The sequence below is a fragment of the Caballeronia udeis genome, assembly GCF_044909315.1.
GTDB classification, from domain to species: Bacteria; Pseudomonadota; Gammaproteobacteria; order Burkholderiales; family Burkholderiaceae; genus Caballeronia; species Caballeronia udeis_A.
Map to the genome: position 1 here is coordinate 118,450 of NZ_JBIYEB010000008.1, position 12,921 is coordinate 131,370.

The window sequence follows — 12,921 nt, forward strand, 5'->3', positions numbered from 1 at the left end:
CCGCTCATTTTTCCGGTACCGCAATGACAATCAATAGGAGTACGGATAAGAAATTACCGAAGCAAAGCTACGACGTGATCATCGCGGGCGCCGGCGTGGTCGGTACCGCGATCGCCTACGGTCTGGCCGGCCGCGGGCTGCGCGTGCTGGCGCTGGACGGCGCGGACGGCGACTTGCGCGCGGCGAAGGCGAACTTCGGACTGGTGTGGGTGCAGGGCAAGGGCCTGGGCGAGCCGGCCTACCAGAAGCTGTCGCGCCAAAGCGTCGTTTTGTGGCCTGCCTTCGCTCGTGAACTGACTGCCGAAACCGGCATCGAACTGGACTACCGCGCCGACGGCGGCCTGCATTTCTGTCTTGGCCAAGCGCAATGGGATCAACGTGCCGAGAAGCTGGCGCGCTGGGCCGAAGAGTTGCCGGGGCAAGAACGCTGCACTGAAATGCTCGATCGCGCCGCCCTGCAGCGTCTCTTGCCCAATGTCCGGTTCGGGCCCGAAGTCAGCGGCGCGAGTTACGGGTCCACAGATGGCCACGTCAACCCGCTCCGCCTGCTGGCCGCGCTGCAGCGCGGTCTTCAATTGCGCGGCGGACATCTGCGCACCAACAGCGCGGTTTCGTGCATCGCGCAGCGCACCGGCGGCGGCTTCGAGGTACACGTCGGGGCCCAGCGCTTCGAGGCGGCTCAGGTGATCGTGGCCGCCGGACTGGGCTCGCCGGCGCTGGGCCGCATGATCGGACTGGACGTGCCGCTGCGGGCGCAACGCGGGCAACTCCTGGTCACCGAGCGCCTGGCGCCCATTCTCCCCTTGCCGGCCAGCGGTATTCGGCAGACCGCCGAAGGCACGGTAATGGTCGGCGTCACCCAGGAGGAAGTCGGCTTCGACCTGAGCACGACGACCGCCGCCGCAGCCCGCATGAGCCGTCACGCTTCACGTATCTTGCCCGCGTTGGGGCAGGCGCTGCTGGTGCGGCACTGGTCGTGCCTGCGCATCATGACGCCGGACGGCTACCCGGTTTATGCGGGTTCCGTCGACCAGCCCGGTGCATGGATCGCCCTTTGTCACTCCGGCATTACGCTCGCCGCGTTTCATGCGGGGCCGCTTGCGGCCGCATTCGCGCGAGCGCTTGTTCCGGCCGAACTGCAAGTTTTTCACCATGGACGCTTCGATGTTTCGCAAACTGCATGACCCCGGGGCGACAGTCCCCGCTGTGACCTTGACGATCGACGGACAGACGGTGAGCGCCGAACCGGGCGACAGCATTGCTGCGGTCCTGCTGCGGCTGGATCCGCCGTTCTCGCGCACCACCCCGGTGAGCGGCAGCCCGCGCACGCCGTATTGCATGATGGGCGTGTGCTTCGAGTGCCTGGCCAGCGTCGATGGCGTGGCATCCACGCAGACCTGTCTCGTGCAAGTGCGCGAGGGCATGCAAGTGGAGCGCCAGCACGGCCGGCGCGCACTCACGATGGCGTTATCGGAAGACGTTGTTGCCGGCGATATTGAACCTCACGACGGCATGCCAGACGGAGTTTCACCATGAGCCGCGCGGTCGACTTGCTGATCATCGGTGCGGGCCCTGCCGGCATGAGCGCGGCGTTGCGGGCTCGCGGCCTGGGCTTGAGCGTGCTGGTGGTGGACGATCAGCCCGCTCCGGGCGGCCAGATCTGGCGCGCGGTTGAAACCCGGGCCGGCACCCGTACCGGCAAATTACTGGGCGACGAATATGCCGCCGGCCTGCCGCTCGCGCAAGCATTCCGGGCAAGTGGCGCCGTGTACGAGCCCGGCACCCAGGTGTGGCAGATCGAGCCCGGCTGGCAGGTCTTCATGAGCCGCGGGCACAAGGCGGAATGCGTGCAAGCCGCCAACGTGCTGCTGGCCACGGGCGCGCAAGAACGCCCCGCTCCGTTTCCCGGCTGGACCTTGCCCGGCGTGCTGACGGTGGGCGCGGCTCAGATCCTCCTGAAGACCGCGCGCGAGATTCCGCAAAACCCGGCATGGATCGCGGGCAGCGGGCCCCTCGTCCTGCTTTACATGGTGCAGTTGCTGCGCGCCGGCGGCAGCATTGCCGGTTGGCTGGACACCGCGCCCGCCGATGGTTGGCGGCGCGCCCTGCCGCACGCGGTGAGTGCGCGCCACGCGTGGAAAGACATACTCAAAGGCCTGAGCTGGGCACGCGAGTTGCGGCGCGCAGGTTTTCCCATCATCCGCGGCGTTACGCAACTGCGCGCGGAAGGCGGCCAGCGCATGGAGCAGCTCGTTTATCAAACCGCCGGCGGACAGCCGCAACGCGTCGCGGCCGACCTCCTGCTGATACACGAAGGCGTGGTGCCGTCGATCCATATGACCCAGGCCCTCGGTTGCGAGCACGTCTGGAACGCCGCTCAGCGCTGCCTCACGCCGACGCTCGACGCGTGGGGCCAGACAAGCAAGCCCGGGATTTTCCTGGCCGGCGATGGCGCGGGCATTGGTGGCGCGCGTGCCGCCTGCACACGCGGCGAACTGGCCGCTCTGGGTATCGCAATGCGCGCCGGCAAGTTGCAGGACGATGCGGCGAGAAACCTCGCCGGTCCCATGCGCCGGCGGCTGGCAACGGAACTGTCGATCCGCCCGCTGCTCGACGCCATGTACCCGCCTCGCGCGGAACTGTTCTCGCCGGCGGACGACACGATGGTGTGCCGTTGCGAGGAGTTGACCGCCGGCCAGATCCGCGCGGCCGCGAAAATCGGCCAGCCGGGCCCGAATCAGATCAAGGCGTTTACGCGTGCGGGAATGGGACCGTGCCAGGGCCGGCAGTGCGGCTATACGGTCGCGAACATTCTCGCCGAGGCGCATGGGAAGCCGGTCGGGGAAATCGGCTTCTACCGCATCCGGCCGCCGCTCAAGCCATTGACCCTTGGCGAGTTGGCGTCCCTGGACAGCGGAGGCGACACACCATGAGCGGCGCCGTCTTCGATGTCGCCGTGATCGGCGGCGGCCTGCACGGCCTGTCGGCCGCCCTGCACCTCGGCCGCGCGGGCAAACGCGTGATCGTGCTCGAACGGGCGTGGGTCGGCAGGCATGCGTCAGGCGCGTCCGCCGCGGGCGTGCGCACGCTGAACCGTGATCTTGGCGAACTGGACCTCGCGCTCGAATCGATGGAGATGTGGCACAACATCGCTTCACTCGTCGACGATGAATGCGGCTTCCACGCACATGGCCAGATCTGCGTGGCGGAACATCCGGGGAGCTTGTCAGAACTCGAAGAGCGCGTTGCCAGGTTGAAGGGCCTGGGCTATACGCACGAAGCAATCATCGATGTCCGCGAACTCCGCAGACGTGTCCCGGCGATCAGCGCACATTGCATCGGCGCATCGATTGCACCGCGCGACGGCGCGGCGGATCCGCACCGCACCCTGGCAGCCTTCCGGCGCAGCGCGCAGGCTGCCGGCGTTGTGATCCGCGAAGGATGCGGCGTGCGGGGCATCGCGCGGCATGGCCAGGATTGGTCCATCGAGATGGAGAGCTCCGCAGTCGCCGACGGCGAACGGGGTAGCGCTCAGGCGCATGGACAAACCAGCACCCTCGTCGTGCCGTTCGTGGTCAATGCGGCGGGCGCCTGGTCCGGGCGCATCGCGGCGATGGTGGGCGATGACATTCCACTTGATACCAAGGCTTCCATGATGATCGTCTCGGAACGGCTGGCCCCCATGATTGAACCCGTGGTAGGGATCATGGGGCGCTCCCTCTCTTTCAAGCAGTCGGATCAGGGCACGCTCGTCATCGGCGGCGGTTTGCAGGGAATCCCCGACCTGAACGCCGAAAGCTCGGCTGTGCGAATGGGTGTTCTCTCCAAAGGCGCTCGGGCGGCAACCGATCTGTTCCCCTGCGTACGCGATATTCGCATCGTGCGTGTCTGGTCGGGGCTTGAAGCAAAAACAAGGGACATGCTACCCGTCGTCGGGCCCGCGGTGAATGCGCCGGGGGTCTTCCATGCGTTCGGTTATTCAGGCCATGGTTTTCAGTTGGTGCCCGTCGTAGGCGCTGCGCTGACTGATCTGATCGTCAGCGGTTCGACCCGGCGCGCCATTGGCGCCCTGAACGCACAACGCTTGATGGCCTCGCCACCAGCGGAGGTCGCAGCATGATGCGCTACACCATCAAACGCCTGCTGCTCGCCATTCCCACGCTGCTGGCCATGCTGACCGCGGTATTCGTGCTGGTGCGGCTGGTACCGGGTGACCCGGCTGCCGCCATGCTCGGCGACCAGGCCAGTGCTTCAGCGCTCGCGGCGCTCCGCACCCAGCTAGGCCTGAACCTCCCGCTTCATACGCAGTACCTGAATTTTCTGGGTGACGCGCTGAGGGGCAATTTCGGCTACTCATTGTCGAACGGCCAGAGCGTTCTGCGAGAGGTCGCGGAGGTACTGCCGTGGACCCTGCAGTTGACCTTCGCCTCCATTGTCATTGGCATCGGCCTCGGTCTGCCGCTCGGAATCTGGGCCGCGCTGCGGCGCGATGCCTGGCCCGACTACGTGAGCCGGTTGTTCTCGCTGGCGGGTCTTTCGTTTCCCGCATTCGTGTCCGGGATCCTGATGCTGCTGGTGTTCGCCATCGAGCTGAACTGGTTCCCGGTGATTGGCAGCACGACGTCGGGTAACCCGTGGAGCCAATGGCGTGGCCTGGTGCTGCCGGCCTTCAACCTGGGTCTTATCATGACAGCCTACGTCACGCGGGTCGCCCGCTCGTCGATGTTGAGCGTGCTCAGCGAAGACTATATCCGCACGGCCCGCGCCAAAGGGCTGCGCCCGAGCCAGCTGATCTTGCGCCACGGGCTGCGCAATGCGCTGATTCCGATCCTCACGGTGGTCGGGCTGTATTTCGGCACGCTGATCGGCAACTCGGTCCTGACCGAAATCGTCTTCAACCGGCCCGGCCTGGGCAAGTTGATCCTGGGTGCGTTGAACGCGCGCGACTATACCCTGCTGCAAGGGCTGATGATTGTGTTCGCCACTTGCGTGATCGTCGTGAACCTGTTGACCGACCTTGCCTACGGGTGGGTCGACCCTCGAGTGAAATACAAATGAGCACGCTCGCGCCTCCGTCCCCGCCCACCACGCCCGCTGCCCCGCCAGACAGTCTATGGCACGCACTCCTAAGCAACCGCGTCGCCTGGATTGGCGTGACGATGCTGCTGGTCATCGTGCTGGCGGCAGTTTTCGCGCCCTGGCTCGCGCCCCACGATCCGCTTCAGCAGAACATCGCTTACCGGCTGGATCCGCCATCGGCTGATTTCTGGCTGGGCACCGACAGCTATGGCCGCGATGTGCTCTCGCGCCTGATCTACGGCTCCCGCATATCGCTGCTGGTCGGTTTTCTCGCGGTCCTGATCGCCATGGTCATAGGTTCGTCGCTCGGCATACTGGCAGGCTACCTGGGCGGCTGGTTCGATCAACTGGTGATGGGCCTGGTTGATGTACTGCTCTCGTTTCCCACACTGTTGCTCGGCCTGATGGTGGCGGCCATGCTCGGCGCCAGTCTCGAGAATCTGATCGTGGCAATCGCGATCACTGAAATCGCGCCGTTCGTGCGGATTGCGCGCGCGCCGACAATCGCACTCAAGCAACGCGATTTCATAGAGGCGGGCCGGGCCCTGGGTTTCGGACCGCTGCGCCTGATGGGGGTGCATATCCTGCCCAACATGGCCTCGGACGTGATCGTGCTGGCCTCGTTGTGGATGGCCGCGGCGATCCGCACCGAAGCCTCGCTCAGCTTCATCGGCCTTGGCGTGCCGCCGCCGGTTGCGACCTGGGGCAGCATGATACGGGAAGGCTTCAACAATATCCTGGACGCCTGGTGGCTGATCGTGTTCCCCTGCGTGGCCATCCTGCTCACGGTACTGGCCCTGAACCTGCTGGGCGACGCCTTGCGCGACGCGCTCGATCCCAAACTGCGCGGAGAGAAGCGATGACACAGACGATGACGCAAGATGATCCCGCCGTTCTTGAGATTCGCGAACTGCGCACTGAATTCCGCATTCGCAAACAATGGCATGCCGCTGTGCGCGGAGTGTCGTTATCCGTGGCTCGCAACGAGACGGTGGCGCTCGTCGGCGAGTCTGGCAGCGGCAAGAGCGTTACCGCGCTATCCATCCTGAAGTTGCTGCCGGGTGCCGGCTCGCGTCACGCCGGCGGCCACATACTGCTCGCGGGCCGCGAGTTGTCGACGTTGTCGGAAGCGCAGATGTCGCACGTGCGCGGCAACGACATCGCCATGATTTTCCAGGAACCGATGACCTCGTTGAACCCGACAATGACGGTCGGCGACCAGATTGTCGAAGCCGTACGCCAGCACCATGCCATCTCATATGCCGATGCACGCCGGCAGGCACTGGAGGCGTTGCGGGAAGTCGGTATTCCTGGTGCGGACAATCGTCTCGACGATTATCCGCACCAGTTCTCGGGTGGCATGCGCCAACGCGTGATGATCGCAATGGCGCTGGCGTGCAAACCCAAACTGCTGGTGGCCGACGAACCGACCACCGCGCTGGACGTCACCATACAGGCGCAGATACTGGCGCTGCTGGCCCAGTTGCAGGCGGCGCATGGCATGTCGATCCTGTTCATCACGCATAACCTGGGCGTCGTCGCGCAAATCGCGGACCGCGTGGCAGTCATGTACGCAGGCGAAGTGGTCGAAGTGGCCGACGTCAATGCGCTGTTCGCACAGCCCACGCATCCCTATACGCAAGCGCTGCTGCGCGCGATGCCGCGGGTTGATCTCGATACCGACGAGTTCCGGGCTATCCCGGGCCAGGCGCCCACGCTCGCAGCGATGCCGCCCGGGTGCGCATTCGCGCCGCGCTGCCCGTCCCGCCAGCCGCAATGCGAACGCGATCACCCGGTCCTGCAGCACGTCCCGGGCGGCGCAACCGGCCATATGGTTCGTTGTCCTGTACGGCTGGAACAATTGCGAATGAACCTGAAAACCTCGCTATGAGTGAACTCCTGCGCGTAGAAAATCTCGTCAAGCATTTCGCCAGCGGCGGCGGGCGGTTCGGTGCGCCGCATCAAGTGGTGCGAGCAGTGAATGAGGTGTCGTTCACCGTGGAGCGAGGCTGCTCGATGGGTCTGGTCGGGGAATCCGGTTGCGGAAAATCGACGGTTGCGCGCACGTTGTTGCGCCTGATCGAACCCGATTCCGGTTCCATCGTGTTCGATGGTATCGATCTTCGCCGCGCCGGCGCGGCGCAAATGCGTACGCTGCGCCAACGCATCCAGATCGTGTTTCAAGACCCCTACGCATCGCTCAATCCACGCCGCACGGTGCGTCAGACGCTCGAGGAACCGTTGCGTGTGCACGGCCAGGGCGACGCCCTCGCGATCGCGAGCAAGGTCACCGAAACCTTGCTCGACGTTGGCCTGCCGGTCGATGTACTCGACCGTTACCCGCACGAGTTCTCGGGCGGTCAACGTCAGCGCATCGGCATTGCTCGCGCGCTGGTGCTCGACCCCGAGTTGATCATTGCCGACGAGCCCGTCTCTGCGCTCGACGTATCGGTACAAGCGCAGATCCTTCATCTGCTCGCGAGATTGCGCAAGGAACGCGGACTGTCGTTCGTCTTTGTCTCGCACGACCTGGGCGTGGTACGCCAGTTCTGCGACACAGTCAGCGTCATGTACCTGGGACGCATTGTCGAGAGCGGTCCGACGCGCCCGTTACTGGACGCGCCGGCGCATCCGTACAGCCGGGTTCTCCGGGACTCCTCTCCAGTACCGGATCCAGGTGCTCGCATCAGGCTGTCGAAGATCGAGGGAGAGATACCCTCGCCCACGCGTCTGCCGTCCGGTTGTGCCTTCCACCCGCGTTGCCCGCGCGCCGCCGGGCCTTGCATGACGGAGGTGCCGAAGCTGAGAGAGCTCCCGTCCGGACGGCGCGTTGCCTGCTACTTTCCTGTGATGGCCGGAGACGCGAAAGCAATATCCGACGGGCTGCCAACCGCCACGTAGGTCCCTGTAAATCGCAGCTTGCCAGTGGGGGCATCGACAGCAAAGATCGCGATGTGATCGCTGCGTTGGTTCAGTGAATACAGGAACCGGCCCGACGGATCAAGCTTGATCACCCGGGGATAATCGCCACCGGTCGGCGTTTCGCCAATGCGCGTCAGACGCCCGTCCGTACCCACGCGAAACTGCACGATCGTGTCATGCAGACGGTTCGCCACATAGATAAAGCGGCCGTCATGTGAAAGCAGGAGTTCGGATGCGAAGCTCGTGCCCTGGTAAGCGGCTGGCAACGTCGAGACTGATTGCAACTGCGTCAGCACACCGCGGGCACGGTCATACGCGTAGCAGACGAGGGTCGACGCTTCCTCGGTGACTTCGTACAGGTAACGGCCGCTCGGATGAAACACCACATGCCGCGGCCCCGCGCCTGCCGACGAGGCAACAAACGGCGGGTCGTTCGGCGACAGCGCACCCGTGGTTTCATCGAACTTCCAGATATAGGTGCGATCGACACCGAGGTCAGTCGAAATCACAAATCGCCCATCCGGCGAAGACACGATATTGTGCGCATGCGAACCGTCGTGGTCGCTCACCGCGAAGCTTCCGGGCACGCCTTCTGCCGCGTGTTGCGCACCGGCGGGCGCCTGCGGCTGTTGCACGGAACAGGCCTCGCCCAACACCCCGTCGCTCGCCACCGGAAAAACCGCGATGCTTCCGCTGTTGTAGTTCGCGACTAGCAGGAAGCGGCCGTTCGGATGCAAGCTCAGATAAACCGGTCCTGCGCCTTGCGAGTTGACCGTGTTGATCAGATGCAACGAACCGGTGCCGTGTTCGATTGCATAGCTGCTGACCGAACCGTTCGTGGTGCCGTTGTAGTTCTTCACCTCGCTCACGGCAAACAGGAAACGCTGTTGCCGGTCGACAACGAGGCAGCTCGGATTCTCGATGCCACGCAGCGGCTCAAGCGGATCAAGCTTGCCGGTGTTCGGGTCCACCTGGAAGCGATGAATGCCAAGGCCGTTCGGCGTGTAGGTGCCGACGTAGGCGAATAGCGGCTCACCCGTACGCGCTTTAGTGGCGGCGCTCGCCCCACCCGCCGCCAGAGCGGAGCGGGTTGCCGCGAGCGAACCCATGGCCGACATGGCTGCCAGCGCGCTCACGCTTTTGAGCCAGCCACGTCGCGACTGCGATGCGTGAACTCCGAGATTTCGACCTTTACTCATTGCTTGCCTCCTGGATAATGACTGACAGCCCCAAGTGAATGCGAGCGCCGCAACAGAGATAACCGTCTCGCATACGGTTCACGTCTTGAAGGTTTGATCCACTGACTCAATGCTTCGCGCCGGAGCGGCAGATAAACGGGCTCATGGGCGCGTATTGTTGCTGGGTCGCGCTGCTGCCATTGTTCGAGTCGGCCATCGCACCGGCAATGCCTTGCTTGCTGACCTTCGTGCCGAGGCAACACGATATCCGCACCGGCCGCTACAAAGCGCCTGCACCGAAACCGGAGCGAATGTTCATCGAAATGCCTCCCGCTTTATATTCCTCAATTATGGAATGTATGTTTTAATTGAGGATGATTCTAGCATGCAATATCTACGCGTCAACTGGATAAAAACACGCGGTATCAGAGGAGCACAACCGACCGTCCGGGGCTGATCCGGGGCTCAAAATGATTCAGTCGCAGCGAGGTATCGAGTCAGGCAATGCCGGTATGAAAAGGAATACTCATCAATTGACCGCGCAGCGGCCGGCTTGAACAAGCAGTAATAACGCAACTCGACGCCGAAACAAAGGCCCCGGCAAAAAACACTGTCAGGCGGCGGCCGCGATGCGCGCTGGATCGATAAGCATTGCGCAAAACGATCTAACGCGGGCGGAGCCGATGGGCTAGATTGAGAAACCTGCACGCTCGCGCCAGCTTGCCCTCAACGGCTCTTCAATCGCACCAAAGGATTTTCAACATGACACAACTGCCGCCTGTCGCGCTATCGGTTGGAGCGGATTACGACAGTGTCGCCAGCCGCTTCAGGCCCATCTTCGAACGCATTGCCGCTGGTGCCGTTGAACGCGACCAGCAAAGGACCCTGCCCTACGACCAGATCGCGGAGCTCAAGCAGGCAGGTTTTGGCGCGCTGCGTGTGCCGGTATCGCATGGCGGTGCAGGCGTCTCCATCAAGCAATTGTTCCGTTTGCTGATCGAACTCGGCGCCGCCGATTCAAATCTTCCGCAGGCACTACGTGGTCACTTCGCTTTCGTCGAAGACATAGTCAACGCACCGGCCAGCGCTGAACGCGACCAGTGGTTCGCGCGCTTCGTACACGGCGACCTGTTCGGCAATGCGTGGACAGAAGTTGGCAATGTGGCGTTGGGCAGTGTCATCACCAAAGTAGCCAGGCAAGGGGAACGCTGGGTCCTGAACGGCGAGAAGTACTACAGCACGGGGAGCATTTTCGCGGACTGGGTCGACGTTTACGCGCAGCGCGCTGAAGACGGCAGCGACGTGATTGTCGCGGTGGCTGCGAAGCAGCCAGGCGTGACGTTAAGCGACGACTGGGACGGTTTCGGTCAGCGCACCACGGGCAGCGGCACCACGGTGTTCAAGGACGCGGTGGTGGAACCGGGTCATATTGTTGACTTCGCGCGGCGCTTTGAATATCAGACAGCGTTCTATCAACTATTCCATCTGGCGACGCTGGCCGGCATCGCCCGGGCGGCTGAGCTCGACGCGGCAGCCGAAGTACGTGCACGCAAGCGTATCTATAGCCACGGCAATGCGCCGCGTGTCAGCCAGGACGTTCAGATCCAGCAAGTGGTCGGCGAGATTGCGGCCTGGGCGTATGCCGCGGAAGCCATCGCGTTGCGCGCAACGGAACCTGCGCAGCGGGCGTATGAAGCGCATTTTGCCGATGATATCGACGCTGAAAAACGCTTCAATATCGAGGCTGAAATAGAGTCGGCTAAAGGACAGATCGCGGTAACAGAGCTTGCGTTGCGTGCCTCGACTCATCTTTTCGACGCGCTGGGTGCATCGGCTATTGGCGGGGGCAAGGCGCTTGATCGTCATTGGCGCAATGCACGCGCGGTCTCGTCGCATAACCCGATCGTGTACAAGGCCAAACTTGTTGGCGACTGGTCGATCAACCAGAAAGAACCCATCTACGTCTGGCAGATTGGCGCGGGACCAGGAAAGGTGTAAGCGCTGGAACACTCAACCAAAGCGCATGCTCCGGCTTCGGCATAGGGTGTATAGGCCTAACCTCCTTGCGCCTCGAGATGAGCCTTGAGCGCATCGATGAACACGCGCACCTTCGGCGCCGGATAACGTGCCGACGGAAAGATAGCGTGAATGCCCGCGGGCGGCGATGACCACGCCGGCAGCAACCGCACCAGCCGTCCCGCCGCCACATCCTCTCCGATAGAGAAATTCGTCAGGTAAGCCACGCCGCCGCCGGCCAGCGTTGCTGCGCGGCACGTAGGAGCGGTGTCGGCGAAAAAACCCGCACTGAAGCGCACGGTCCGCTTCCCGCCGCGCGTGCTTTCGAGCGGAGCAACCAGCGGCTTCTGTAAAGCGGACATGGCGACGAAGGGCAATTTCGCAACCGCTTCAAGCGTAGCCGGTCTGCCCCACCGGGCGACAAATCCGGGACTCGCGACGAGCCATTTGACGAAACCGCCCACCTTCACCGCGCGGTGACTCGAGTCCGCCAGCCGGCCAAGCCGGATTGCGACATCCACCCCTTCTGCAACCAGATCCACCTGACGGTCGGCCGAGACGAGTTCAATCCTGAGCTCCGGATGGCGTTGCTGCAGCGCGACGAGCGTGGGCGCCACGACACTCGCTCCATAGTCGATAGGCGTGGCGACCCGCAGCGTTCCCCGCAGTACGCCCGACTCTTGCGCCAATGCGGAAATAGCATCCTCGGCCGCGCTCAGGATCTGCCGGCTTGCTTCGTAGAACGTCCTGCCCGCCTCCGTCACGCTGACCCGGCGCGTGGTGCGCACGAGCAGGGTCGCGCCGACCTCGGCCTCCAGACGCTGCATATGCGTGCTGACCATGGTCTTCGCGATCCCGAGACGGTCAGCCGCGGCCGTCAGCGAACCCGCCTCGACCACCGCCGCGAAAACCACCAGCCGGTTAAGGTTAACAGCGCTCAGGCTTGTCATGGGATTGTCCACTTTAAGAGGATTGTCTAACCATCATTATCCGTCTTCTCGTGCGTGGTGCAGAGCTATATGCTGACTTCATCGGAACACCGGTTCAAACCTTTCAGAGTCCATCATGCCTACACTACCCAAGCCTCTCCAGCCCATACGCCTCCACACCACGCTGCTGTCCGGGCATGGGCATCGGGCGAAGCTTTTCCTGACGCTACTCGATCTGCCGTTCATCACGATCGAACTCGACATGAAAGCCGGGGATAACCGCAAGCCGGCGCATCTGGCACTGAACCCGTTCGGCGAAGTACCGGTGATAGAAGACGGCGATATTGTCGTGACCGACTCCAACGCAATCCTTGTCTATCTCGCCCGCAAGTACGGCGATGCGTCGTGGCTGCCGGACGATCCTGTCAGCGCGGCGGCCGTGCAACGCTGGTTGTCTTTGGCGGCCGGAAAGATTGCGTATGGCCCTTGTGCCGCGCGACTGGTCACGGTGTTCGGTGCACCGAAGGACTACGAGACAGCCAGGAAGATGGCGGAAGACCTCTTCGCGGTTATCGATCCCGAGTTCCGCGACAAGCCGTTCGCGGTCGGGCAGACGCCGACCATCGCGGATATCGCCGCCTATTCGTACATCGCTCATGCGCCCGAAGGCGGCATCTCGTTGGAACCGTACCCGCATTTGCGTGCGTGGCTGAAGCGCGTCGAGGCGCTGCCGCGTTTCGTGCCAATGCCCGTGACCAAGGCGGGTTTGCTCGCCGAGGCCACGTAACACTCCCTGC

The 12,921-nt window shown here is 63.5% G+C and carries 12 protein-coding genes; 10 read left to right on the plus strand and 2 right to left on the minus strand.

Annotation, left to right across the window (positions count from 1 at the left end):
• Positions 1-23 precede the first annotated feature (23 nt).
• The 8 genes from ABH944_RS15320 to ABH944_RS15355 are packed head-to-tail and all read left to right on the plus strand — an operon-like array spanning position 24 to position 7,980.
• The gene (locus ABH944_RS15320; protein WP_404607588.1) at positions 24-1,184 is read left to right on the plus strand and encodes an NAD(P)/FAD-dependent oxidoreductase; all 1,161 of its coding nucleotides are present in this window, start codon (positions 24-26) and stop codon (positions 1,182-1,184) included.
• Positions 1,165-1,536, plus strand: a complete 372-nt coding sequence (locus ABH944_RS15325) for a (2Fe-2S)-binding protein (protein WP_404607586.1) — start codon at positions 1,165-1,167, stop codon at positions 1,534-1,536. The genes ABH944_RS15320 and ABH944_RS15325 overlap by 20 nt, the downstream gene beginning before the upstream one ends.
• Entirely contained in the window at positions 1,533-2,933 is a 1,401-nt protein-coding gene (locus ABH944_RS15330) for an FAD-dependent oxidoreductase (RefSeq protein WP_404607584.1), read from the plus strand. Before ABH944_RS15325 ends, ABH944_RS15330 begins: the two co-directional genes overlap by 4 nt.
• Positions 2,930-4,120, plus strand: coding sequence for an NAD(P)/FAD-dependent oxidoreductase (locus ABH944_RS15335; RefSeq protein WP_404607582.1), 1,191 nt, complete (start codon positions 2,930-2,932; stop codon positions 4,118-4,120). Before ABH944_RS15330 ends, ABH944_RS15335 begins: the two co-directional genes overlap by 4 nt.
• The gene (locus ABH944_RS15340) at positions 4,117-5,058 is read left to right on the plus strand and encodes an ABC transporter permease (protein ID WP_404607580.1); all 942 of its coding nucleotides are present in this window, start codon (positions 4,117-4,119) and stop codon (positions 5,056-5,058) included. Before ABH944_RS15335 ends, ABH944_RS15340 begins: the two co-directional genes overlap by 4 nt.
• Positions 5,055-5,942, plus strand: a complete 888-nt coding sequence (locus ABH944_RS15345) for an ABC transporter permease (protein ID WP_404607578.1) — start codon at positions 5,055-5,057, stop codon at positions 5,940-5,942. The genes ABH944_RS15340 and ABH944_RS15345 overlap by 4 nt, the downstream gene beginning before the upstream one ends.
• Complete coding sequence (locus tag ABH944_RS15350) at positions 5,939-6,970, plus strand: ABC transporter ATP-binding protein (RefSeq protein WP_404607576.1); 1,032 nt, start codon at positions 5,939-5,941, stop codon at positions 6,968-6,970. Before ABH944_RS15345 ends, ABH944_RS15350 begins: the two co-directional genes overlap by 4 nt.
• Positions 6,967-7,980, plus strand: coding sequence for an ABC transporter ATP-binding protein (locus tag ABH944_RS15355; RefSeq protein WP_404607574.1), 1,014 nt, complete (start codon positions 6,967-6,969; stop codon positions 7,978-7,980). The genes ABH944_RS15350 and ABH944_RS15355 overlap by 4 nt, the downstream gene beginning before the upstream one ends.
• Here ABH944_RS15355 and ABH944_RS15360 read toward each other — a convergent pair.
• On the minus strand, positions 7,917-9,200 hold the full coding sequence (locus ABH944_RS15360) for a lactonase family protein (protein WP_404607572.1): 1,284 nt from the start codon (positions 9,198-9,200) through the stop codon (positions 7,917-7,919). The two genes, ABH944_RS15355 and ABH944_RS15360, sit on opposite strands and share 64 nt — an antisense overlap.
• A gap of 741 nt (positions 9,201-9,941) precedes the next feature.
• Here ABH944_RS15360 and ABH944_RS15365 point away from each other — a divergent pair.
• Positions 9,942-11,177, plus strand: coding sequence for an acyl-CoA dehydrogenase family protein (locus tag ABH944_RS15365; RefSeq protein WP_404607571.1), 1,236 nt, complete (start codon positions 9,942-9,944; stop codon positions 11,175-11,177).
• Positions 11,178-11,233: 56 nt separating this feature from the next.
• On the opposite strand, the gene ABH944_RS15370 is transcribed toward ABH944_RS15365, so the two are convergent.
• Entirely contained in the window at positions 11,234-12,145 is a 912-nt protein-coding gene (locus tag ABH944_RS15370) for a LysR family transcriptional regulator (RefSeq protein WP_404607570.1), read from the minus strand.
• A 115-nt stretch (positions 12,146-12,260) separates the two neighbouring features.
• Here ABH944_RS15370 and ABH944_RS15375 point away from each other — a divergent pair, with 115 nt between their 5' ends.
• The gene (locus tag ABH944_RS15375; protein ID WP_404607568.1) at positions 12,261-12,911 is read left to right on the plus strand and encodes a glutathione S-transferase family protein; all 651 of its coding nucleotides are present in this window, start codon (positions 12,261-12,263) and stop codon (positions 12,909-12,911) included.
• The last annotated feature ends 10 nt before the right edge of the window (positions 12,912-12,921 follow it).